Below are 21940 nucleotides of genomic sequence, written 5' to 3'. Positions count from 1 at the left end.
CAAGTCAAGGTGAATGCCTGTTCCACCCCTGGAAGGCTGGAATGGAATTCAGGACTTGTGACGCTTGACGAATTCCCGTGCCGCCTTCAGGTAGGCCTCCGCCGCCGGGCCGGAGGGATCGTGTTCGAAAATGGTATGGCCGAAGCTGGGCGCTTCGCCGAGCCTGATGGAACGGGGAATGACCGTCTTGTACAGCATCCTGGGGAGGTGCTGTCCCACCTGTTCTATCACTTGCCGGGAAAGGTTGGTGCGGCCGTCGTACATGGTCATCAGGACACCTTCATGCTTGATGTGGGGGTTGGCTCCGCTGGCGCAAATCTGCGCGGTCACATGCAAAATCTTGGCAAGGCCTTCCAGCCCGAACCATTCGCACTGGAGGGGAGTAAGCACTTCATCGCAGGCGGCCAGGGCGGAAGTCATCAGCACGCCCAGGGAGGGGGGCGTATCCATGATGCAGTAATCATAGGAACCGGATTTGCGCAGCGGGGCGAGCGTTTCCCGGAGCCTGGTCAGATGGTCGCCGGCCCGCGCCAGCTCTATTTCCACGCCGGCCAGGTCCATGGTGGCTGGAATGATATCCAGCCGTTTTCTGCCGGAAGGCCGGATGCACTGTTCTGCAGGAATCTGGTTGAGCAGGGCCGGGTACAGGCTGGCCGTCTCCCGGGTTTCGATGCCCAGGCCGCTGGTAGCGTTGGCCTGCGGGTCCAGGTCAATGACGAGGATTTTCTTTTTCAACTGGGCCAGGGCGGCGGCCAGGTTGATAGCCGTGGTGGTTTTTCCCACTCCTCCTTTCTGGTTGGCGATGGCGATGATTTTCATGAGGAAAACGGTGCAATGGCACGGTAGCACAATGCGCTCCCCTTTCAAACATTTTCCTGAATGGGAGAAACAGTAAAGCCGCAGTCCGGGGGAAAGCCGTTCCTCGATGATGCGGCCCCGCCGCGAGAAAAGGCTTTCTTCGTCAGGGAGCCGAAGGGGCGAGCGGACGTTCCGAGGAAAGAACGAGGCGGAACCCCAGGGTGTCGTCCCGCGTGTTTTCGGGCAGCGGAGTGCGGATGCCGGTGGTGAGCTGCTTGGGGCGGAAAGACAAATAGCTGCCGCCGCGGGCCACTCCGTGGTTGCGTATGGGAAGGTTTTCAGGGCCTCCGTAATTGTCGTCCACCCACTCCATCACGTTGCCTTCCAGGTCATACAGGCCCAGGCGGTTGGGTGGGAATGACCTGACTGGGGCGGTGTAGGGCTGGCCGTCCTCGTAGTCCACGATCACGCGGGAGGAGGGAAGGTAAATCAGGGCGGACTGGTCCGCAAAATTGCCTGTTCCATTTGGCGGGGGCCAGGAGGTCCCCCACGGAAACACCTCCTTGGAATGGTCATGCGGCAGCGTTTTTTCATAGGGAGACGCTCCCTTTTCCTCCCCCAGCTGCATCCAGGCGCTCCATTCCGCGTCTTTGGGCAGGCGGTAGGAATCGTGCTGGTCAATCAGCCCCTGGGCGCGCTCCCTGTTGGTGAGCCATTTGGCAAACGCCCGCGCGTCCTGCCTGCTCACATTCACCACCGGGTGGTCCTCTTCCTGGGGGAACCCCGGCTTGGCCGGCGCTTTGCGGTCCGTGGCTTTCAGGAACTGCTGGAAATCCTTGACGCGTACTTCATGGGCCATCGCCAGCGTATTGCTCCCCACAGGCACCAGGTCCATCCCCAGGCTGTTGGTCCAGGAGACGCCGAACACCACAGATTTATCCGGTTCAAGCTGGAGAGAAAGGAACAGATCCTGCGGATCAAGCCCTCTGCGCCGCATCGTGGCGTGCCCCGGCAGTTTGATCTCAATCACGTAAGGGACCTGGTTGACGTATTCCTCAATGGGCGTCCTGCCGATGAGCCTGTTGTTGAAAAACACACTGGCTCCCGGCGGGTTGGTTGTGACGGTGATGGGAACCTGGAAAACGCGGGTGACGTTCAGGATGTACGTGTTCCGTCCGTCTGTCCGTCCGGAACCCTGTGGCCCCGGGTCCGCACTGATGGAAAACTCCTTGCCCAGCAGCCCTTCCCGTTCGCACTTCTTGTTCAGCCAAGCCAGGTACGCCGTAATGCCGTCCTGGGTTAGCAGGGCCAGATCCTTTTCCGGATGACCCGGCTGCACCTGTTGCCGCTGCATTTGAAAATTGCCCTGCTGCTTGTCTTCCTTCAGGAACTTGTTGAACAGGGCGGCCGTCAGAGGCGTCTCCGCCACGTGGCGCGTCTCCGCCGGAAGATAGGTAACGCCCTCCGTATCCTTCCAGGGCTGCCTGTCCGTGGGGGGATGGTACTCTTTCAGGATTCCTCCCAGCGCCAGCGTGGAACCTCCGGCAACGGTCCCCGTTTCCTCCTTGTCCGCAAATCCTGACTTCTTGATGGTGTACACGACGGTGGTGCCGGCAGGCAATTCGATGGGGCCGTAAGGCGTTTCATCCAGATAATTCCCGTCGGCGTCATAGACGGACGCCCCCGCCGGAGAACTGGTGACTAGCACGTACCCGTTCTTGGACTCTTCCTCCGGCGCGGATTGTTGGGAATGCGCTTCCGCCGGGGTGTCCGGTTCCTGTGCGTGCTGCTGTTCGTTGAGCCATAGGACTCCCCAGTACGCCGTCAGGCCGCCGGCTATGGCGGCCCCCAGCAACTGGAAGGTGCGTCTGAACTTACGGCGGCTTTTCTTCTGAAGCCGGAAGCGGGACGGAACTTCGTACCCCCTCAAGGCGTCTATCTTCTCCGCCAGCTCCTCCGCGGAATCGATCGTGCACTCCTCCACGCGCGGTTCCGCGGCCTGGCAGATAATGGTGTTGAACGCCTGCCACTTTTTCTGCACGGTGCCTGCCGGCAACTCATCCGGCAGTTCGGGAAAATCCATGCGGTCCTTTCCGGTGCTGATCTCATACAGCACTTTGGCTAGGGCATACACATCCGCCCTGCGGGTTCCGGGACCGTCCGGAGGAATGAACCCCTCCGTGCCGACAAAACTGCGCTGGTCCAGATGGGCCACCAAGCCGATGTCCGCCAGTTTGGGCCGCCCGTTCACGAAAATGACATTGGCGGGCTTGATATCCCGGTGCGTCAGGTTCTTGCTGTGCAGGTACAGCAGTGCGTGGGCAAGCTGGCTGCCCACCTCCAGGCAATAATCCAGGGGAAGGGGCTTGTTGCCGGAAAACTTCTTGTCCGTTTGAAGAGTGCGGGGAATATACTCGTCCGGGTTGATATGGACTCCTGTGCGGGCGTCGTCGCCCAATTCCATCACGTAATAATAGAAGGGGGAGCCTTCGTCGTGGCGGCCCACATGCAGGATGTGCACCAGTCCCGGATGGTTGCGGGCGATAGGTTCGTATTGAAGAATGCCCTCAAACTCCCGGTTGAAGGTCCGTTCGTCCTCAAAATCCTCCCTCCAGACGATTTTGACGGCCCTCCACGCGCCCGTCAGGGCTTTTGCCAGCCAGACCTCACCATACGCTCCGCTGCCGATCTGGCGAACCACTTCATGGTCAGGAATGGAAGGGGTGGGACGCACCACCCGTTTCACGGGCAGTGTCGGCAGGTTGCCGCCGGGTACGGGTGATGCGTCCGAAGTCATGAGCAGGCCGGGAAATCAGGAAATGATGCCCAGGTTCTTGCCTACTTTGCAGAAGGCTTCAATCGCCTTGTCCAGCTGTTCGCGGGTGTGGGCGGCGGAAATCTGGGTGCGGATGCGTGCCTGTCCCTTGGGGACCACGGGATAGAAGAAGCCTACGGCATACACGCCTTCGTCCAGGAGCTGTGCGGAAAACTGCTGGGATAGGACGGCATCCCCCAGCATCACCGGGGAAATCGGGTGATCCTTGCCGCCGATGGTGAAGCCGGCGCCGGTCATCGCGTCACGGAAATATTTGGTATTGGCTTCCACGCGGTCACGCGCTTCCGTGGAACCTTCCAGAAGGTCCAGCACCTTGATGGACGCGGCTACGATCGCCGGGGCCACGCTGTTGGAAAACAGGTATGGGCGCGCCTTCTGACGCAGGACGTCCACCACTTCCTTCGGGCCGGAAACGTAGCCGCCGGACGCGCCGCCCAGGGCTTTGCCGAGTGTCCCCGTCGTGATATCTATCTTGCCGAACAAGCCGCGGTACTCATGCGTCCCGCGTCCCCGCTTGCCAAGGAAGCCCGTGGCGTGGCAGTCGTCGAAATGGACGATGGCGTTGTATTTGGCCGCCAGTTCGTGAATCTTGTCAAGCTGGGCAATGATGCCGTCCATGGAAAAGACGCCGTCCGTGGAAATCAGTTTGACTCGGGCGCCGGCGGCATCCGCTTCCTGCAGCTTGGCTTCCAGGTCTGCCATGTCGTTGTTGGCGTAGCGGAAGCGCTTGGCTTTGCAGAGGCGTACCCCGTCAATGATGGAGGCATGGTTCAGGGAATCGGAAATAATGGCGTCGTCCGCAGTCAGCAGCCCTTCAAACAGGCCGCCATTGGCGTCAAAGCAGGAGGGGAACAGAATTGTGTCTTCCGTGCCCAGGAATTCGGAAAGGCGTTCCTCCAGCTGGCGGTGCAGGGTCTGAGTACCGCAGATGAAGCGGACGGACGCCATGCCGAACCCCCATTGGTCAATCGCCTTCTTGGCCGCTTCCATCACTTCCGGATTATTGGCCAGGCCAAGGTAATTATTGGCGCACATATTGATGACGGAGCGGCCGTCTTTCAGTGTTACCTGGGAATACTGCTGGGAGGCGATAAAGCGTTCTTCCTTGTACAGGCCTTCTTCGCGAAGGCCGTTCAGCGTGGTCGTCAGGATATTCTTGAACTCGGGGGTATACATGTCAGATAATGGATGAATTGAAACAGTCAGCAAATAAAAGGGCAGGAGACTGCGCCATTGCTCCCGCACCCATACCACAAACGGCCCGGAAGGAAAAGCTTAAAGAAGCGGTTCGCCGAAATGTCCGGGCAAGCGGCGGTGCGCTTGACGCATAGAGCCGTATTCCGGGCTCAACAGACTTCCCTGGAGAACATGAAAGACATGGAACTGAGGCTTCCGGGGCAGCCAGAAAGCCATTGCCGCCGTTCCTGCCGGGAAATCTCCTGCGGGAAAAAAGAGGTAAATTTTTTCTGAAAAAAGCCGGGATAAACAAAACCGTCATTTTACTGCGCTTTCCGGGTAGCAACCTTGCTGATTCGTCAAACCTGTTAAACAAAAACATTTATACCTGTCATGAAACAATCCTTCTTATATGCATGGTGTTTGAGCGCCGCCGGGTGTGCCTCCCTGCTGCACGCCCAGTCCGTCAACCAATTCCCGGACAGCGGCCCTGAAACCACTCTGGATTCCCTCTGGGCGGCTACGGGCCACATGCAGGCCTTTTCTGACGCCATCGACTCCCAGATGGGCGTGCACCGTTTTCAGGACGGCAAAAAATCGCGTTTCTGGTTCAGCGGCATGGGAAGCTTCGGAAATGCCAGTGTCAGGAACGAGCATCCCGCCTTCGACTATTCGGCCGGCGGCGGAGCCCTGGGCTATGACTACTGCGCATCCGAAAGTGGAAGGGGAAGGCTGCTCGGCCTGTCCCTGGGCTTCATGTCCGGTACCCAGAACATCAAGGAAATGGCGGACCATCCCGCCGGATTTCTGGAAGGCGACAAATTTGACCAGGATACGATGATGGTCAACATTTACGGAGCCCTGTACAGGCAGACCGGAAGAAAATCCCATCTTCTTCTGTCCATGAATATGGGATTCGGCAATACCGACAACAAATGCGCCCACCACGGCATGAACTACGAAAACTCCACATGGGATACGGAAACCTGGAACGTCGCGTTGTCGGCCGCATGGCGCTACGAAGTCTCCAGGTCCTTCAGTATCACGCCTTTCGCCAAGATGAGCTATGTGCATGCCTCTAACAAAGTGAAAAAGGACGACTATGATGACGAAGGCTATGACTCTTCCTGGTGGTGGGATGATGATGATGAATACTGGAGAAGGGAATCCAGGTGGGAAAACCGCGGATCGTTCGACAATCTGGCGCTTGAAGTGGGAGTGACGCTGGAACACGCCATCCGCTTCTCCAACGGCATGATGTGGACCAATGCCATTTCCGGAAGCTACTGCCCGGACATATGGCGCAACAATCCCCACCATACCTTCAACGACATCTGGTGGGACGGCGACACCGTCTATGAGTCCCGGTACAGAGGCAGAGGATACGCTCCGGCACGCCAGGCCTTCAAGGCCAAATTCCTGTCGCGCTTCGTGTGCAGCGAAAACCTCTCCATTTATGCCTCCTATCAGGCCTGTTTCCGGGAATCCTGCACGGAACACCGGGCGGCATTGGGCGTAGCCGTAGTCTTCTGACGTCTTTCGTGTCCCTCACCGTGGAGATGGAGGAGCGCGGAATACCTTTTGCTGATGCCGGGAACGTGGAGGGAAAGGAGGAAAAAACGCCGAAGTGCCGGGTGCGCCTCGTGGCAACCGCTTCTTTCCCCGTATTTCTGCGAACGGAAAGCCGGATACCCGGGAGTAATTGAAACGGGGTGGCTATTCCTCTTCCGTTTCGAGGGAATAATCCAGCATTCTATCGCCATCGAACGTGAAAAACGCCTGGAATCGCTTCCCTCCGAGCATGGCGGGAAGCCAGTACCGGTCGTCCTGCCACATGAGATCGTAGGGAATCTCCTCTACGGGAGACCAAAAAGGCTCTGCCTCCGGCGTTTCCGAAGGAGTGCCCGTGAACGACGAAGCCATGAACACATGGCAGAGGATTTCCGGAATGGTCCTGCAGGTAAAGGAAAAATGCAACACGCCCATCTCCCGCGCGTCTGTTACGTTAATCCGCAGCTCTTCCCGGACTTCCCTCAGAACGCATTGAAGAGCCGTTTCCCCCGGCTCAAACTTGCCGCCGGGGCCGTTCACTTTCCCCGCTCCTATGCCCCTCTTCTTGCGTATCAGAAGAATCTTTCCCTCCTGAACCACAAACATCAGGGTAGCGAGAATATCCGGGGTCCACGGTGCGGGCCATTGAAAGCCGCTGCTTCTCTCTTGCATGGGCACATGCTACAGGATTGAAGGACCGGCATGAAGAAAAATACGGAATAAATGCATAATGAGTAGGGAAACGGTCAAATTGCCCGCGGCGTCAATCTCCGGAATACTTTGGATGAACAACCGAATCGTTCACTTCATCGACTCTGTGAGAACTCAAATTACCCATTACTCCATAATTTTTCATGCGCAGATGAGCGATGAGATGATTATTCAAATAATCTAGGAAATATTCCTTGTCGAATGCTCCTTGAAAAGTGACGGGAATTGCACTTCCATCTGGACTATGGATGAGGTTAATATAATTGTTTTTAGACGTATTCAGAATAGATGACCCATTGTGCAAATCAGCCATCTGATGTTATTGATCTGATGTTTTGCGGCCGCCCTATCTGGCCCGGATCCGTCAAATTCCGGATGTCTTGTTATTAATACTGCTCAGAATTTTTTCCTGAGCAAGGGAGGAGGGGAGTTGAGCGTCCTTGTAATCAAATAAAAGGAACCTATATACTTAAGTAGCCGCCATCTTTTCTAGGTGACTGCTAGTAATTACCCTTTTCTAATTTTTCTTCCACCGCCCTCAAAATCCACTCTTCCACGGATAGCCCCTCCTTGACGGCCCTCTTGACTGCCTTGTTCAGAGTAGAGTTTTTCATTCGAACGGCAATTTGAGATTCCAGTTCCGAAGGATAATCGGCACTCATCAAATGACGCAATGAGCCTTGTACGTTCTTAGGGATTCTTTGGCGGGCAAACCAGTTATGAACCACGGTGGTTTGGACTCCAAGGGCCTTGGCTATTTCGGCACGGCTAATGGAATGTTCGTTGAGCCATTGGCCTAATTTTTTAGTGTCCACATAGTCCGGTTCAGGCTTGGAATTGCTCGTAAACATGCCATTTGATTATCTGATAGAACCCAGTTCATAGAAAGAAAGAGCTTGTGTTGTTCGCATTTGTTATGCTAATAACTCGCATATGATGATTATTGCGATTCACAATTGAGACCCTCAAGCGGGAATCTTTGTTGGCAAGCGTGACTTCATTATGACTTCAACCCATAAACGACCATGAAGAAAAACTTATTTATAACGTGTGCATTAGGCCTATTATCCTGTGCTTTTTCGGCCCAAGCATCCAATGACCCTTGGGATTATTATAGGGTAGGAGGAAATTATAGTTCTTCCTATTTCCAGAAATACGATTCCACTTTTGGAGTTAGCCTTACTGGTATGCACGCATGGGCAACAGAAGAAGGGGAACCGAATCAATTTGGCGGCCTTCTAGATATCCATGCCAACATTGATTCAGGAAGCGTATATCATACGTTATCTTTGACTTCCGGGTATATGGGAGGAGAACATACCTATATGGGGTACAAGTGCTTCCGTGAAATCGTGCCTGTTTTAGCGGGTTATACATTGAATCTTCCTTTATCTGAAAAAGCCAGCTTTTATCTTGGAGGTAAGGCGGGGATTGCTTGGAGCTATGCAGAAATTAGAGGTTCTTCATCCTATGCAGTTTCCACTCCCGGAGGGGTAGCGACTGGTAGTTCCTCAGGTGTTCTTGCTTCTGATTCAGGAACAGCGTTCACATATGCTCTTTCCGTAGGTTTTTCCTTTGCTGTTGGAGAAAAAACTGATTTTAAAATCGGATATGAAATGTTCTCTTTTAAAGGATTAGACCCATTTCATGCTGTAGAAATTGGGTTCAGTTGGAACTTCTAATCCCCTTCGGCGGTGAATTAACTGACCTCCTTCCTTTCGGGGAAGGGGGTATATTCAGAACTTAACTAGCCAAAAATACTTGACTACCCATGATATTATGCTATTCTTTGGATAAACAAGGAGGTGAACATCATGAAGATAGTCAGCATATACGATTTCTTTCAGAAGTTTCCAGATGAAGAAGCCGCCCGTCTTTATTTGGAAAAGAAGAGATGGAATGGCTCGATTGCCTGTCCTCATTGTGGAAGCCATAAAATTTCCGAATGCAAAAATCATAAGCCGATGCCTTATAGATGCAAAGAATGCCGAAAACATTTCTCTATCAGAACTGGAACGGTTTTAGAAGAATCGCGGCTTCCTCTTAAGAAATGGCTTCTTGCTATTTACATGATGACTTCCTCTCGGAAGGGTATTCCTTCTACTCAGATGGCGAAAGAACTTGGTATCACGCAAAAATCAGCGTGGTTTTTAGCCCAGAGAATCAGGGAGGCTTGGTTGAATAGACAAACCGCAGATTCTTCTCATTCTGATAAACTTGATGGAGAAGTGGAAGTAGATGAAACTTTCATTGGCGGCAAGGAAAGCAACAAGCATTCTAAGAAAAAACTTAGGCAAGGCAGGGGTAGTGTAGGAAAAGCGGTTGTTATCGGTATAAAACAACGAAATGGAGAAGTTGTTGTTAAACATGCCCCGGACGTAACTGCCAAAACTCTTCATGGTTTCATTGAAGATAATGTTGTAGTTGGGGCAACAGTCTATACCGACGACTTCAAATCCTATCGAGGTTTAAACAAATACAATCATTTATCCGTAAACCATTCCGTAGGTGAATATGTTAACCAGAAAGCCTATACTAACGGCATAGAAAGCTTTTGGGCTTTACTAAAGCGCGGATATTACGGCATTTACCATTTTATGAGTTCCAAACATCTTGAACGCTACATTCAAGAATTCGCTTTCAGACATAATACCGAATCTTGGGAAACAATGAATTTTATTGACAGAACTTTTGAAATGATGTACGGAAAACATATTTCTTATAAACAATTAACTAATTAACGAATTATGACAGGTAAAAATAAAGAAGAAATTCAGCCTATAACTGCTAAGTTAGACGAGGTTGTTGATGCCGTAGTAATGGAACGTAAAGATGGAGTGAGTAGTCTTACTTCTCCCTTTGCTAAATGGCGCGGTAAAATTGACTTAGGGGGAGACGAGCTAGATTGCTACGTATTAGATACTGGCGTAAGAGTAATTTCTCTTGGAGCAACAGTAAAAGCTATAGCTAATGCTGAATCAGGAGACCTTGCCAAATTTATAGGGGTTTCTGCTTTAAAACCCTTTATAAATAAGGATTCTGTCCTTGCCGAACTTATTGAATTTTCAATACCAGGAACACAGTTCAAAGGCAAAGGTTTAACAACAGAACACTTTGAACTTATTTGTCGAGGATATGTTCAAGCCTTGTATCAAAATGCCACCTTAACAGACAGACAGAGAGAAATTGCAATTAAATGTGCTGTTTTAACTTCTGGCCTAACTAGAATTGGCTTAGATGCATTAATTGATGAAGCCACAGGCTATCAATACGAGCGCGCTGAAGATGCTTTACAAGTAAAATTGCGTGCCTTTATCGCGGAGGAATTTAGAGCATGGGAAAAAACGTTTCCAGATGAGCTTTGGGAAGAATTTGGTAGACTTACGAACTGGGCAACTCCTCTACAAAGCAGACCTAAATGGTGGGGTAAACTCGTTACAGAACTTATATATGACACCCTTGATAAAGATGTAGCACAGTATTTAAAGTCACACAAACCAGAACCAGGTATTAGATGGCATCAGCAATTAACTGAAAACATAGGTGTTAGGCAATTAGTGTCTAGATGTTACGAGGTTATCGGCATGGCAAAAACATGTAAGGATATGCATGAGTTACGACAAAAAGTTGCGTTACACTATGGAAAAAAAGCTGTACAGTTTACAATGTATTTGCCAGAAAATAATAAATAATATAAGAAAACCCCTCTGTGAAACAACAGAGGGGTTTTAGCTGTTGGCTACTTAAGTATATAGGTTCCAAATAAAAGGCTTGTTTTTTTTGCAAGCTGTTCAAAGGCGGCAATTTTTTGCACCAAAACGTCGATATATGTTTTCCCTTCGGGTTCACGGTAAATATTCAAGCGTGTCACATTTTTTTGAACATTCGCAAGCGAGGATTCAAAAGCAGCGCGGATTTGCGTTTTAATCAGATAAGCCGTTTCCGTGGCTTCTTCATCAGTCAGGGGACCGCTTTTTGAAATAACTAAAAAGGAATAATCATAATCTTTCAATCTATATTTCGCCAATACTTTGGATAAACGCTGCATAGAGCATTCTTTCGGATTCGCGTTAATGACTTCCTTAAATCTCCAAGCGCGTCCAAGCGTGTCGTTAATGCCGATCATTATCGGGTTATCGACTTTTTGTACGAGCCGCATTTCTTGTAATGTAATCCGTCCTTTTCTATTATGCAGTAAAACGGGCAATTCAATGACGTAACCCCCGTATTTTCCTGCTTTGAGGTCGTTCTTATTCAAATTTGGCATTTGATAAGTATACAAAAGCGTCATAATCTGACTTAAACTATCCTGTACGTTTGATAAGGTACGCTGTGTGCGCAAAACTGTGTCTGGTATCGGGAATTCCATGTAATTTTGGATTTCTTTTGCATCTTGAAGAAAAGATTTTTGTGTTGGAACGACGGGAATATCATCTGAAATAATGTTATACGAAATTTCTGTTCCCACAGTTTTCACAATTGGGGGATTTGTTCTTTTCTCACTCTTCCTGTCTGTATTAATCGCCGTCTTGTTTTTTGATAAAATATCGTCCATAACCGTAGTATGGGCAATAGAAATCATTTGGTTTCCGCTGAAGATCCCTCCCTGGCTAAGTGCTTCATTAATCGTATTTAATTGAGCGATGAGAATGTCCAGTTCTTGCGGAGCTTCTTTATACAAAGACAATTTTTTTATTTTTTGAGGGAGTGATGAAAATTCGTGGTTTAAAATACGGGCAAAAGTGTCATTGATGGCATCTTGAATCTGTACTTGTTCCGCTTTTGTCAACGAAGTGATTTGTGCAACACTGAAAAAATCGTACGCGCGTTTACCAACACTGTAATGTGACAGTGGAGAAAACCAAAATTGGCAATAAGCTTGTGTGCCGTTCAATTCCAGGATCTGCTCTTTTGTTAAAATGCGTCCCAAAATATTATTAATTTTATCTTCGCTTTCGCTTTCATGTAAGCCTATCTTCTCTTTTTCCTTTTTTGAAAGAGATTTCGTATATAAAGCGGGAGGAGCAATGAAGCTCCCTTTCGAATTATATTGGTAAGAGTTATTTTTTGTATTCGGTTTTGTAAAAGTTACGAGATAGTGAATCTTCTGATTGATATTTTGATATAATAGATCAACATCCTTGTCCGTTCCAGTAGCTATTCCCCCTTTCGGACGCACCACATAACCCGCAGAAATGTTATTATATTTTGGAGAAATTTCATGGTTGGGAATAAAAATATCCGGCGTAATATGAGATGTGTGAACGCGTACTATTTTGTTGGGCTTGTAAATCATGATGGTAAAATTGTCGCCCGGAACATAAATCATGCGTGGATTGGAAAAAATTTTATTTAATTGCAGACAAGTTTTCAGGGATGGCAGCATGCGTTTATAATCGTCTGTTTCTTTAAAAAAATTCCATGCTTCCCGTTGTGTTGCAGTTAAGTTTTTTTCTTGTTGCTTCAATGACATTTCAATTTTTTGCGTATCTAGAATGTCGGAATTTTTCGCATCGGTTTCAGTTGAAAAAAACAGCGATGCTGCGGCAGCAATAGGAAAAATAATATTTTTAAAGCACATAGCCCGGCTCCTTGATGAAAAAGTGAAGGTTATTCTAGTTTGATTGTTGTTGTATTTTCCGTCCCTGTCTTTGAAAAGTGATCAACCCATGGAAGTTACGAAGGCATGTTCCTCCGTAAAAAGCGGCTTTGTTGAAGAAGGCCACCATTGTAAAGGCTTGTCGCGTTGTCAAGCACCTTGCTCCGCTTCCTGCAGGAGGACTTGAGGGGAGTTACCCGTTCCGGAATCACTCCTGCCTGGGATAATACCGTTTCACAGGAAACGTGGGTGGGATGAAAAAGATGATTCGCGACAAGTTCGCGCGAATGGGTGCTTTCCCCTTGTTCGGGAAGATACGGGTAAGGATTCCGGCAAAGGTTGAGAGTGACGCCTTTTGGCTGCAGGAGGAATATTTTGGCCATAGGAGCTTTGTACTCCTTAAGCGCAGACTTAAGGATACGTGTATTGACAGGAAGAGTCCCGAACTGCTTGGACAAAAAAAACTCCATGTAATCAAATAAAGCTAGCAGGAATTGCATGGAGAATCAATTCAAAATGAATCTCCATTGGATGAAAGGATGGCCAGAACCTGGACAGGATTGAAAGAAGAACCGCAATCCTGAACCAAAGGAAACCGCAACACATTACGGCGAAGAGTTCAAACGTAAATGCGTAGAACCCTGCCTCAGCAATAACCGGGAATTTCGATACTGATAAAAGAACTGGGAATATCCCCGGAAATGCTGAGATGCTGGTAATGAAAGAACTTGGCGTCAAAAAACTAACGAACAATACACGTCTGGCTGAAGAACCATTGAGTACAGCCACAGTATAGACCTATCTCCCGGGAATATCCGTATAATCAAGAACAGGTTGGGAGCCTCCGCCTAATGACCGCGGTTCCCTCGCGGGCCTTTCGCGGTACGTACGCGGATATCAGCCAACGGCATGCAGCAGGAGTCTCATAGGAGACAATTGACCTTTTGCCTATTTATTGCGACAACTATGCCTGTCACCCTTCCATCTAGCCTCAATAACATAGCAAATTTGAGGATTTTCAACCTTATACAACCCTTTTCAAGCATTTATGCTTGGTTACAACGGGGAGAGGGCTTCTTTGTGCCCCAATCCACACCCTCTACCTGTAAGATAATGCCTTTAAAAACCGTTTTAATATCTTGCACTTTCAAGAAAACAAAAACCGCAAGCGCTGAAAATCAACAACTTGCGGTATGAAAATGTTGGTGCTCGAGAGGGGACTCGAACCCCTACGGTTTATCACCACTAGATCCTTAGTCTAGCGCGTCTACCAATTCCGCCACCCGAGCATGGGTGCCTTAAGGCGGGAAGTTTTTAGCTCACGGAAGCGAATAGATCAAGCTTTTTTCTTCTTTTTTATCCTGCTGGTTCCGTTTTTTAAAGGCAGCTTCTTTTACCGGACCGGGAGGGAGGTTGCCACGGGCATGATGGCCGGGCGCAGGGTGACGGCCTTGGTGTCATATTTTTCCGAGGGTTTGAAGAGCCAGCCGGGATTGGTGTTGATGGGTTCGAACCGGGTTGGCTTGAAGATGGGCAGTTTCAAATTGGAGTTGGGCTCGTAACCGTATTTGCCTGTGTATTTGCCATACACCCTGTATTCATAATTGTTGTCATAGGCATAGCGCGGATTCCCGGCATATTCCGGCAGCCGGTCCGGCGTGCGGCAGGCGCTTTCGTCCATGATGACGAGCTGGGCCGTTCTCCAAGTCTGGCCCGGCTGGCGCAGGTAGCCCCAGAAGCGCGTTGACGGTACGTGGTAGCGACGGCCTACGAAGTAGCTTCCCCTCGGTTCCCGGGCTATTTCCATGTTGCGGGCATTGATGGCGGCTATGTCCTTTTCCAGAGAATTGCACTGGCTGAGCATGGGAAGGATGACGGCCCCTAGGAGGGGAAGCAGGCGTTTGTTCATGGTTGTACTGATGGTATTTTTTTGTTCAGAAGCATTTTTATGGCGGATGATGCCGCAAAAAAGCCGAAGGTGCCGGTGATGTGAGTGATGGAGCCGAAACCGGCGTCACAACCCATTTTCCCCTGAAAGCCGGGATCGCGCGAGCAGGAGGTTTCTCCATCACAGGTAGGGTAGACGGGCGTTTCTTGGGAGAAGATGCAGGGGATTTTCAGATTGCGTTTTTTTTCTCCCAGCGGAAGGCCATAGTCATTTTTAAGTTTGGAGCGCAGGTTGGAGAGCAGGGCGTCTCCCTTCGTCCGGGAGAGGTCCGCAATTTCTATTTTGGACGGGTCCGTCCGTCCTCCGGCTCCCCCGCAGGTGATGAGAGAATGTTTGCTGCGGTAGCAGGAGGCGATGAGGTGTGCCTTGGGAGAGAGGGAGTCAATAGCATCAATAATGACGTCCGGCGCGGTTCCAAAAAGCTTTTTCGCGTTAGTTTCCGTATAAAAATTTTCCAGCGTGATGATTTCCGCTTCGGGATTAATATCCCTGATTCGGATCGCCATGGCTTCTGTCTTGGATTGACCGATGGTTGTTCCCAGCGCGTGGATTTGCCGGTTGGTATTGGTAATGCAAAGGTCGTCCAGGTCCATCAGGATAATGGTACCCACGCCCGACCGCGCCAGCGCTTCCGCCGCCCAGGATCCTACTCCTCCAATGCCGACGACGGCCATGCGGGAGTTCCGGAGGGTGTCCAGTCCTCTGGTTCCGTATAGGCGGCCTATGCCGCCGAATCTGGCTTCATAGTTCATGGCGTCGTGTGTAAATCAGGGATGAAGGCCAGGGGAGGGGACAAGCGGCCCTTTCTGCTTTTCAGGAGTGACTGCAATGGCGCCGGAAGAGTAACACGGAATGATGTCTTTGCGGAAATATCCGCAGAGAACCATGAATGGGGACGGCATCAGGTTGGGAGTCACGTTGTACATGGTCAGGAGGCCGGTTTTTCCACGATTTGGCTGATGCGGATGATATCCAGGGCTTTCCCGGTCTCCTCATCCACACGGATGACCGCGCCGCAAAGGCGCACGGGCCAGCCCGCTACGGGGAATTTGGCCGGCATGGAGGTGCGGAACCGCTTGAGGATGGATTCCCGCTCCCTCCCCAGCACGCCGATGGCGGGACCGCACATGCCGGCGTCCGTCAGGTAGGCCGTTCCGTGTTCCAGAATGGTTTCGTCCGCCGTCTGCACATGGGTGTGGGTTCCTATGACGGCGGAAACCAGTCCGTCCAGATTGTACCCGGTGGAGATTTTTTCACTGGTGGTTTCCGCATGCATGTCCACCAGGATTACCTGGACGCGTTCTTCGTTTCTCAGTCTTTGCGCCTCCTTTTCCGAGATGAGGAAAGGGTTTTCCAGAGGCGGCTGGATAAAGGAGCGCCCCTGGACCTGCATGACCGCTACTTTTCCCTTGGCCGTCTCCCTCACGACGCTGCCGTGCCCCGGCGTGCCTTCGGGATAATTGACGGGGCGCAGCACGCGCGGTTCGGAATTCAGCCACGGGGCTAGTTCCACTTGGTCCCAGACATGGTCTCCGGTAGTGATGACGTCCACTCCGGCCTGCAGCAGTTCCTGGGCCAGCCTGGGCGTGATGCCGCGCCCGGCGGCGGCGTTTTCCCCATTGACCACGACAAAGTCCGCTCCGTACGTTTCCCGGAGTCCGGGGAGCGCATGCTTCAAGGCGGTGCGTCCAGGTTCTCCGACCACATCGCCTATAAATAGTATGGTTATCATGAAAGGGAACGGTATCTGCCCGGTCTTTTTGCTCCTACTGCTCTTCCTTGGTAACGGGAACCACCAGCACGGGAACGGGGGATTTCCGCATGACAGAGCTGGCTACGCTGCCCAGGAAGACGGTGGAAAGGAAGCCGTGGTTGTGCTTGCCCACCACAATCATGTCTATGTGGTGTTTTTCGGCATAGTTGATGACTGCCTCGCTGATTTCGAATTCGTCTTCCACCGCCTGTACGATGGTGGCGTCTGTCAGCTGGGAGAGTTTCTCCGCCGTTTTTTTCAAATGGTTTTTAGCGATGGATATGACTTCGTTTTCCTCCGTCTGGTCCATGACGGGGACGGGGACTTCATCCGGAAGCACGCCGGAGACTTCATAACAAATGCTGGGTTCCACAATGTGGAGCAGATGGATGATGCTGTCGTTGGGACAGGCCAGTTTGCCGATCTGATGGATGACGGCGTCCGTGGCGTTGGAGAAATCAATGGCTACCAGAATATTCTTCATATATTTCTGTATAACATTCCGTGCTTTTCCATGCCACTAAAAAACGTGTGCTGTCCCGGCTTCCCGGGCGTTTCAGTCTCGGTTCAGCCCAGGCCCACGGCCCGGCGAACCCGGTCCAGCACCACGGATGCCGTTTCCCGCGCCTTTCTTGCGCCGTTTTCCAGCACCTGGTGCACATAGTCCTGGCTGGCTTCCAGCTCCACCCGGCGTTCCCGTGCGGCACGAAAATATTCCCAATAGGCGTCAAAGAGGCGTTTTTTGAAGTCGCCGTAGCCGCAGCCTCCGTTCCGGAAGCCGCGGACCATGTCTTCATAACCTTCCGCAGAGGAGAAGAGCTTGTAGAGCTGGAGAATGATGGAGTTTTCCGTCGGTTTCGGTTCTTCCACGGGAGTGGAGTCCGTGGGAATTCTCATGATGAGTTTGCGGGTGGCTTTTTCCTCCCCGAAGATGGGCAGCGTGTTGTGGTAGCTTTTGCTCATTTTCTGGCCGTCCAGCCCGGGGACAATGGCGGTGCTTTCCGCAATGAGGGCGTCCGGCAGCTTGCAGGTGCCTTCTCCAAATTGTTCGTTCATTTTGCCGGCCAGGTCGCGGGTGACTTCCAGATGCTGTTTCTGGTCCTTGCCTACGGGTACCAGGTCGGAGTCATACATCAGGATGTCCGCAGCCATCAGTACGGGATAGGTAAAGAGGGCGTTGCTGGGGGAAAAGCCTTTGGCGATCTTGTCCTTGTAGGAGTGGCAGCGTTCCAGCAGCCCCACGGGGCATACGGTGCTGAGTATCCAGGCCAGTTCATTGACTTCCGGCACGGAAGACTGGCGGAAGAAGACGCATTTTTCCGGGTCCAGTCCCACGGCCAGGAAATCCGTTGCCAGATTTTTGCAGTTTTCGCGCAGGGTGTCCGCGTCGTGCACGGTGCTCATGGCGTGGTAATCCGCCAGAAAATAGTAGGATTCTCCGCGGTCCTGCATGCGGACGGCAGGTTCCATGGCTCCGAAGTAGTTGCCGATGTGCAGCTTGCCGCTGGGTTGAAGTCCTGTAATGATACGCATGGCGCGCAAGATTGTGCCTGTTCCCGGCGTGCAAGTCAAGAAGGGGGACGGTCAGGAATCTTGGCTCCGTGCAACGGGTGCTGTCCGGGCTCCATTCAGCGGAAAAAAGGTGTTTTCATGATGCGGAGGGAGTCCGCGAATGAAACTTGAGGCCTTTTTCTTCATTGGAAGTTTCTGCTTGTGAAGAGGTGCCGAACTGCTTTTTTCGTCCCCTTCCGGGGAGCGGAGGAGGAAGATACACAGGAAGGGAACGAGCAGACACCACAAGACCGCCAGAATGTCTTTTATTCCGGGGACATGATTTCTGGAGGCCTGAAGAGAAGCGGCCAAGGAAAGGAGGCCCAGGGGAAGAACCAAGCTGAACCACCAGGGCTGCCGCGGAGAATTCATGGATGTAAACGGAGGGAATTTCCAGTTCGGACAGGGCGCTGTCCGGCGGTGCATAAGAGGCTGTCAGTCCGGCGTAAAGGAGGAACGAGAGCAGGCCCAGCATAAAGGCGGCCACGCAGAAGGTTGTCACGGCGGAGGAAAGAAGGGGCCGAATCCTGCGGCAGCGGCGATAGATATGGCAACCCGCGGCGGAGAGAACGGCCAACAGCCCGAAGACGTAGAGAAAAGATTTGATTTCCAAAAGCCGGGAATGGACAGCCGGATGATCGTCCTGCCCGGCAAGGATCACGGCCATTCCCGTTATCCAGAGCATCAGCACGGTATGGGCCATTCCCTCGGGAATAAGGCGGAAGGAGTGCCCCTCATGGGAAGAATGCGGAACGGGTGCGGAAGCCATGCTTGTGATGGTCATTTCAGGTAATTCCGTTTTGATGAAAAAAGGGCTTTGAGTAACGTATCTTTTTTCGGAAAACGGTTTGGAAAGTTGCGGGAATTTTTAAAAGGAGTGCTGTTCAATGCGTCCGGCCCGCAAGACGGGGCAACCAGGAGAGCGGCCAAAGAGGCATTATTCCTCCAGCGCTTCCAGAACGTTGTGCACGCCGTCTGCAAAGCTTGGGTAGAGGGGTTCCCAGCCCAGGGACAGAAGGCGGGCGCAGGAAATGCGCTGGCTGGTGTCTCCTCGGCGGCCTCCGGAACGCGGCGGAGACGGGGGGGGGGCTGGAATGCCGAGCAGCCCGGAAAGGTAGGCGTAGATCTCACTTAACTGCATGGGAGTGCGGTCTGCCACGTTGTAGATGCCGCGGGGCGGATGACGGAGCGTGCACAGCAGGAACAGGGCGGAAACGGCGTCGTCCCTGTGGATGTAGTTCATCCATCTGTCCATGTTGCCGGGCAGGGCGGCTCCCTTGGCGCAGTAATCGGAGACTAGGATGCAGCGCCCCGGTCCGTACAGGGCCGCCAGCCGTACTACGGTTCCCTGTGCAGCCAGGATGGTCTGTTCCGCCTGAAGAAGAAGGCGTCTTTTTTCCGTCGTGGGGTAGACGTTGTGCTCTTCCGTCACCCAGCGTCCGTCCGTAATGCCGTATACAGAAGTGCTTGAGCAGAAGATAACCGGTTTTCCGGGGAATGCTTCCAGCGTGTTTTCCGCCCCCTTGGTATACAATCGGAGGTAGTCTTCCGTCCCGCCCCCCCGCGTGCTGGCGCACATGACGATCAGGCAGGGTTCCGGAATCCGTGCCGCCAGCCTGTGCATGGAGGCGGAGTCCGTCATGTCCGCTTCATAAATGGCCTGTTTCGGGTCAATATCCGCCGTCAGGGGGATGTGCCCGGCTTCCCGCAGGCGTTCAGCCAAGGCCCGGCCCAGGTAACCCGTGCCCAGGATGAGGACTGTGCGTGATTCTGTACATAACAGGCTGGTCATGGGTCATTGCGGCGGTGCGTGAGTTCCAGCAGCATTTCAGCGTGCGAGATGTCTTCCGGCCAGGTGATTTTAGGGTTGGGCTCATGGTTGTGCACCAGGCGCGTGGGATGGCCGATGAGCTGCAGTGCCGTGACTTCGTCGGTCACCCGGATGTCCCGTTCGGAGACTTCCACATAGGCATCCAGCAACAGGGGGTATTGGAATACCTGCGGGGTTTCCATGCACCAGAGGCCGTCCCTGTCCACCTGTTCGGGTAGGGTAAAACGTTCGGAGTCCGCCCTTTTCAGCGTGTCCGTGACAGGGCGGGCAGAGGCAGCCGCTCCGCATTCCCTGGCTGTCTGGATGCAGCGGGAGATTTGCTCTACCGTGATCAGGGGGCGCGCACCGTCGTGCACGGCTACCAGCTCCGGCGTATAAAGCAAGGCGGCCAGTCCGTTCTGTACGGATTCATGGCGTTCCGCCCCTCCGTCCACGCGGGTGATGGGAATTCCCGTTTCCAGATCTGCGGAGTCAATGGCGCGGAAACGTTCTTCCGGACAGACCACAACGATTTCCGAAACTTCCCGGCAGTTGGCAAAGGCGCGGATGCTGCGTTCCAGCACGCGGACTCCGTGCAGCGGGGCCAGCAGCTTGTCGAATCCGGCGCGCCGGGAAGACCCGGCCGCCACAATGATGGCGGCACAGCAGCTCATGACAGTCTGGAGGATACCATTTGGGCCAGTTCCTTGCCGTTGAACCTGCCCGCGGTACGTTCCTGCATGAGCTTCATGACCCGACCCATGTCCTTTTTGCTGGATGCTCTGGTTTCCTGCAGGACGGTTTCCAGGATGGCTTCCACTTCCTCCCTGCCGAGTTCCGCAGGCATGAATTGCTTGAGCACGGTGATTTCTGCTTCCTCCTTGTCGGCCAGCTCCTGACGCCCGGCGGAGCGGAACTGCTGCGCGGAATCCTCGCGCTGCTTGATCTGCTTGCGGACTGCAGCCAGTTCCTCCGCTTCGTCCAGTTCCGTGCCCAGGCCACCCTTGGCGATGGCTGCGTTCGTCATGGCCGTTTTGAGGGCGCGCAGCGTATTGAGAGTGACGCTATCCTTGGCTTTCATGGCGGTTTTCATGCCGTTCATGATTTGGTCTGAAATCTTGCTCATATCCCCATTACCTAAGCCATCCCCCCGTGCACTTCAAGCCGTAAATTGAAAAAGCCCGCCAGCGCGGCAGATGCCACGGGCGGGCTTGAAAGGCGTGGTGCAGGTCGCGGCGGGGCAGTTATTTTTTTCCGCCAATGGGCATGATGTGGATTTTCTTTTCAGTCATCCCCGGAGCCACGATCATGGGGCCGTACAGGATGAAGTCCGCCGTCCCTTCAATGGGGCCGGTGGCTGCGGGGGCGGAACGCCCCGTCTTCAGGTCCAGTCTGCGTATGGCTTCCGGCTTTTTGTCCTGGGACCAGTCGCTATAGTAGAGTGCTCCGTCGCGGTAGGCCAGGCCGTCGTATTGTCCCCGTTCTCGGGAGAGTTCCGTTACTTCGCGGGAAATGGGGTTTACGGAGAGGAGCCTTCCGCTGGGCTTGCCTTTTTCGTCTGTGGCGTATTCGCAGACGTAGATGACTTTTCTTTCCGGATCCCAGGCCAGTCCGTTCGGCTTGTGGATAGGCTGTTTGGTCACCAGCTCTCCATAAGATTTGGATTCCGTGTCCACGTAAAATATCTGGTCGGTGTCCGTGGAGGAGACCATGAGCCTGCCGTTGATGAACGCCAGGTCATTGAGGAACTTCATGCGGGAAGAGGCCAGGTCCACATACCCTTCTATGGCGCCGGTTTTGGCGTCTATCTTGTAGACCATGCTGATGTCCGTGCAGTACAGGAAGCCGTCCTTGTACAGAAGCCCCTTGGGTGCGTTCAGGGTATCCACGTCCGTGATCTTCTTCGGCTCCGTGGAACCGTAGGGAATGATTCCCAGATAGCCGTCCTTGTCCTCTTCCGTGGGCGTGAGTTTGGATCCGATAGAGGTGAAGTAGATATTGCCCTCATCATCCGCGGCTACGCTTTCGGGATGGCCGTCAATAGAGATGGTCGCTTTTTCCAGGGGCGGAAGCGGCTTGGCGGCGTCCGGCTGTTTTTTGGCGGAAGGCGCGGCCATGGCGCCGCAGGCCAGGCACAACAGGAGGAATGGTATTTTCATGGGCGTGTACAGTGTTTTCAGGGGGGGCGGATGTTTATGGCATGGCAG

General features: G+C 52.6%; 21 protein-coding genes and 1 tRNA gene. 4 read left to right on the top strand and 18 right to left on the bottom strand.

Going from position 1 to position 21940, the window contains the following annotated elements:
• Positions 1-48: 48 nt before the first annotated feature.
• The 3 genes from V3C19_RS08310 to kbl form a co-directional block, all read right to left on the bottom strand.
• A complete protein-coding gene (locus V3C19_RS08310; protein WP_130083855.1) occupies positions 49-819 on the bottom strand; it encodes a ParA family protein in 771 nt (256 codons plus the stop codon).
• Between the two features lie 142 nt (positions 820-961).
• Positions 962-3595: an SUMF1/EgtB/PvdO family nonheme iron enzyme gene (locus V3C19_RS08305; protein WP_295933922.1), complete on the bottom strand. Its 2634-nt coding sequence runs from the start codon at positions 3593-3595 to the stop codon at positions 962-964.
• A gap of 15 nt (positions 3596-3610) precedes the next feature.
• Positions 3611-4810: a glycine C-acetyltransferase gene (kbl, locus tag V3C19_RS08300; RefSeq protein WP_130083853.1), complete on the bottom strand. Its 1200-nt coding sequence runs from the start codon at positions 4808-4810 to the stop codon at positions 3611-3613.
• 393 nt (positions 4811-5203) lie between these two features.
• On the opposite strand from kbl, the gene V3C19_RS08295 reads away from it, so the two are divergent.
• Positions 5204-6343: an autotransporter outer membrane beta-barrel domain-containing protein gene (locus V3C19_RS08295; protein ID WP_295933931.1), complete on the top strand. Its 1140-nt coding sequence runs from the start codon at positions 5204-5206 to the stop codon at positions 6341-6343.
• Between the two features lie 183 nt (positions 6344-6526).
• Here V3C19_RS08295 and V3C19_RS08290 read toward each other — a convergent pair whose 3' ends face one another.
• From V3C19_RS08290 to V3C19_RS08280, 3 genes are all read right to left on the bottom strand, one after another.
• Positions 6527-7033: an 8-oxo-dGTP diphosphatase gene (locus V3C19_RS08290; protein ID WP_130083851.1), complete on the bottom strand. Its 507-nt coding sequence runs from the start codon at positions 7031-7033 to the stop codon at positions 6527-6529.
• 91 nt (positions 7034-7124) lie between these two features.
• Positions 7125-7385 carry a hypothetical protein gene (locus V3C19_RS08285; RefSeq protein WP_130083850.1) on the bottom strand — a complete coding sequence of 87 codons (261 nt, stop codon included), beginning with the start codon at positions 7383-7385 and terminating at the stop codon, positions 7125-7127.
• Between the two features lie 187 nt (positions 7386-7572).
• A complete protein-coding gene (locus V3C19_RS08280; protein WP_295933934.1) occupies positions 7573-7923 on the bottom strand; it encodes a hypothetical protein in 351 nt (116 codons plus the stop codon).
• A 174-nt stretch (positions 7924-8097) separates the two neighbouring features.
• Here V3C19_RS08280 and V3C19_RS08275 point away from each other — a divergent pair, with 174 nt between their 5' ends.
• The 3 genes from V3C19_RS08275 to V3C19_RS08265 all read left to right on the top strand — a co-directional run bounded on the left by V3C19_RS08275 (position 8098) and on the right by V3C19_RS08265 (position 10764).
• Positions 8098-8754, top strand: a complete 657-nt coding sequence (locus tag V3C19_RS08275) for an outer membrane beta-barrel protein (RefSeq protein ID WP_295933937.1) — start codon at positions 8098-8100, stop codon at positions 8752-8754.
• A 123-nt stretch (positions 8755-8877) separates the two neighbouring features.
• Positions 8878-9813 carry an IS1595 family transposase gene (locus tag V3C19_RS08270; protein WP_295933940.1) on the top strand — a complete coding sequence of 312 codons (936 nt, stop codon included), beginning with the start codon at positions 8878-8880 and terminating at the stop codon, positions 9811-9813.
• A 6-nt stretch (positions 9814-9819) separates the two neighbouring features.
• A complete protein-coding gene (locus V3C19_RS08265) occupies positions 9820-10764 on the top strand; it encodes a P63C domain-containing protein (protein ID WP_295933943.1) in 945 nt (314 codons plus the stop codon).
• Between the two features lie 47 nt (positions 10765-10811).
• Here V3C19_RS08265 and V3C19_RS08260 read toward each other — a convergent pair whose 3' ends face one another.
• The 12 genes from V3C19_RS08260 to V3C19_RS08205 all read right to left on the bottom strand — a co-directional run bounded on the left by V3C19_RS08260 (position 10812) and on the right by V3C19_RS08205 (position 21892).
• Complete coding sequence (locus V3C19_RS08260; RefSeq protein ID WP_295933946.1) at positions 10812-12653, bottom strand: hypothetical protein; 1842 nt, start codon at positions 12651-12653, stop codon at positions 10812-10814.
• 1221 nt (positions 12654-13874) lie between these two features.
• Positions 13875-13960 (bottom strand) — tRNA-Leu (locus V3C19_RS08255).
• Positions 13961-14064: 104 nt separating this feature from the next.
• On the bottom strand, positions 14065-14580 hold the full coding sequence (locus V3C19_RS08250) for a hypothetical protein (RefSeq protein WP_130083822.1): 516 nt from the start codon (positions 14578-14580) through the stop codon (positions 14065-14067).
• A complete protein-coding gene (locus V3C19_RS08245) occupies positions 14577-15371 on the bottom strand; it encodes a tRNA threonylcarbamoyladenosine dehydratase (protein WP_295933951.1) in 795 nt (264 codons plus the stop codon). Before V3C19_RS08245 ends, V3C19_RS08250 begins: the two co-directional genes overlap by 4 nt.
• Before the next feature lie 176 nt (positions 15372-15547).
• The gene (locus tag V3C19_RS08240) at positions 15548-16351 is read right to left on the bottom strand and encodes a TIGR00282 family metallophosphoesterase (RefSeq protein WP_295933956.1); all 804 of its coding nucleotides are present in this window, start codon (positions 16349-16351) and stop codon (positions 15548-15550) included.
• A gap of 34 nt (positions 16352-16385) precedes the next feature.
• Positions 16386-16856 carry a universal stress protein gene (locus tag V3C19_RS08235; protein ID WP_130083819.1) on the bottom strand — a complete coding sequence of 157 codons (471 nt, stop codon included), beginning with the start codon at positions 16854-16856 and terminating at the stop codon, positions 16386-16388.
• An 83-nt stretch (positions 16857-16939) separates the two neighbouring features.
• On the bottom strand, positions 16940-17905 hold the full coding sequence (gene trpS, locus V3C19_RS08230; RefSeq protein ID WP_130083818.1) for a tryptophan--tRNA ligase: 966 nt from the start codon (positions 17903-17905) through the stop codon (positions 16940-16942).
• Positions 17906-18020: 115 nt separating this feature from the next.
• Positions 18021-18707 (bottom strand): hypothetical protein, encoded by a 687-nt coding sequence (locus V3C19_RS08225; RefSeq protein WP_295933960.1) that lies wholly within the window; start codon positions 18705-18707, stop codon positions 18021-18023.
• 153 nt (positions 18708-18860) lie between these two features.
• Positions 18861-19715 carry an NAD-dependent epimerase/dehydratase family protein gene (locus V3C19_RS08220; RefSeq protein WP_130083816.1) on the bottom strand — a complete coding sequence of 285 codons (855 nt, stop codon included), beginning with the start codon at positions 19713-19715 and terminating at the stop codon, positions 18861-18863.
• Positions 19712-20407, bottom strand: a complete 696-nt coding sequence (gene ispD, locus V3C19_RS08215) for a 2-C-methyl-D-erythritol 4-phosphate cytidylyltransferase (RefSeq protein ID WP_130083815.1) — start codon at positions 20405-20407, stop codon at positions 19712-19714. The genes V3C19_RS08220 and ispD overlap by 4 nt, the downstream gene beginning before the upstream one ends.
• Complete coding sequence (locus tag V3C19_RS08210; RefSeq protein WP_295933965.1) at positions 20404-20859, bottom strand: GatB/YqeY domain-containing protein; 456 nt, start codon at positions 20857-20859, stop codon at positions 20404-20406. Before V3C19_RS08210 ends, ispD begins: the two co-directional genes overlap by 4 nt.
• 118 nt (positions 20860-20977) lie before the next feature.
• Positions 20978-21892 carry a hypothetical protein gene (locus tag V3C19_RS08205; protein WP_130083813.1) on the bottom strand — a complete coding sequence of 305 codons (915 nt, stop codon included), beginning with the start codon at positions 21890-21892 and terminating at the stop codon, positions 20978-20980.
• Positions 21893-21940 lie beyond the last annotated feature (48 nt).

Source organism: Akkermansia sp. AE01SA01 (assembly GCF_036417395.1).
Classification (GTDB): domain Bacteria; phylum Verrucomicrobiota; class Verrucomicrobiia; order Verrucomicrobiales; family Akkermansiaceae; genus Akkermansia.
The sequence above is the reverse complement of the archived record's forward strand: the minus strand, read 5'-3'. Positions and strand labels throughout refer to the sequence as shown.

Coding starts and splice junctions, on each gene's coding strand:
- trpS (WP_130083818.1), bottom strand. CDS start 17,905: ATGCGTATCATTACAGGACTTCAACCCAGCGGCAAGCTGCACATCGGC.
- ispD (WP_130083815.1), bottom strand. CDS start 20,407: ATGAGCTGCTGTGCCGCCATCATTGTGGCGGCCGGGTCTTCCCGGCGC.
- V3C19_RS08280 (WP_295933934.1), bottom strand. CDS start 7,923: ATGTTTACGAGCAATTCCAAGCCTGAACCGGACTATGTGGACACTAAA.
- V3C19_RS08235 (WP_130083819.1), bottom strand. CDS start 16,856: ATGAAGAATATTCTGGTAGCCATTGATTTCTCCAACGCCACGGACGCC.
- kbl (WP_130083853.1), bottom strand. CDS start 4,810: ATGTATACCCCCGAGTTCAAGAATATCCTGACGACCACGCTGAACGGC.
- V3C19_RS08225 (WP_295933960.1), bottom strand. CDS start 18,707: ATGACCATCACAAGCATGGCTTCCGCACCCGTTCCGCATTCTTCCCAT.
- V3C19_RS08220 (WP_130083816.1), bottom strand. CDS start 19,715: ATGACCAGCCTGTTATGTACAGAATCACGCACAGTCCTCATCCTGGGC.
- V3C19_RS08295 (WP_295933931.1), top strand. CDS start 5,204: ATGAAACAATCCTTCTTATATGCATGGTGTTTGAGCGCCGCCGGGTGT.
- V3C19_RS08245 (WP_295933951.1), bottom strand. CDS start 15,371: ATGAACTATGAAGCCAGATTCGGCGGCATAGGCCGCCTATACGGAACC.
- V3C19_RS08250 (WP_130083822.1), bottom strand. CDS start 14,580: ATGAACAAACGCCTGCTTCCCCTCCTAGGGGCCGTCATCCTTCCCATG.
- V3C19_RS08260 (WP_295933946.1), bottom strand. CDS start 12,653: ATGTGCTTTAAAAATATTATTTTTCCTATTGCTGCCGCAGCATCGCTG.
- V3C19_RS08285 (WP_130083850.1), bottom strand. CDS start 7,385: ATGGCTGATTTGCACAATGGGTCATCTATTCTGAATACGTCTAAAAAC.
- V3C19_RS08240 (WP_295933956.1), bottom strand. CDS start 16,351: ATGATAACCATACTATTTATAGGCGATGTGGTCGGAGAACCTGGACGC.
- V3C19_RS08275 (WP_295933937.1), top strand. CDS start 8,098: ATGAAGAAAAACTTATTTATAACGTGTGCATTAGGCCTATTATCCTGT.
- V3C19_RS08305 (WP_295933922.1), bottom strand. CDS start 3,595: ATGACTTCGGACGCATCACCCGTACCCGGCGGCAACCTGCCGACACTG.
- V3C19_RS08265 (WP_295933943.1), top strand. CDS start 9,820: ATGACAGGTAAAAATAAAGAAGAAATTCAGCCTATAACTGCTAAGTTA.
- V3C19_RS08290 (WP_130083851.1), bottom strand. CDS start 7,033: ATGCAAGAGAGAAGCAGCGGCTTTCAATGGCCCGCACCGTGGACCCCG.
- V3C19_RS08210 (WP_295933965.1), bottom strand. CDS start 20,859: ATGAGCAAGATTTCAGACCAAATCATGAACGGCATGAAAACCGCCATG.
- V3C19_RS08205 (WP_130083813.1), bottom strand. CDS start 21,892: ATGAAAATACCATTCCTCCTGTTGTGCCTGGCCTGCGGCGCCATGGCC.
- V3C19_RS08310 (WP_130083855.1), bottom strand. CDS start 819: ATGAAAATCATCGCCATCGCCAACCAGAAAGGAGGAGTGGGAAAAACC.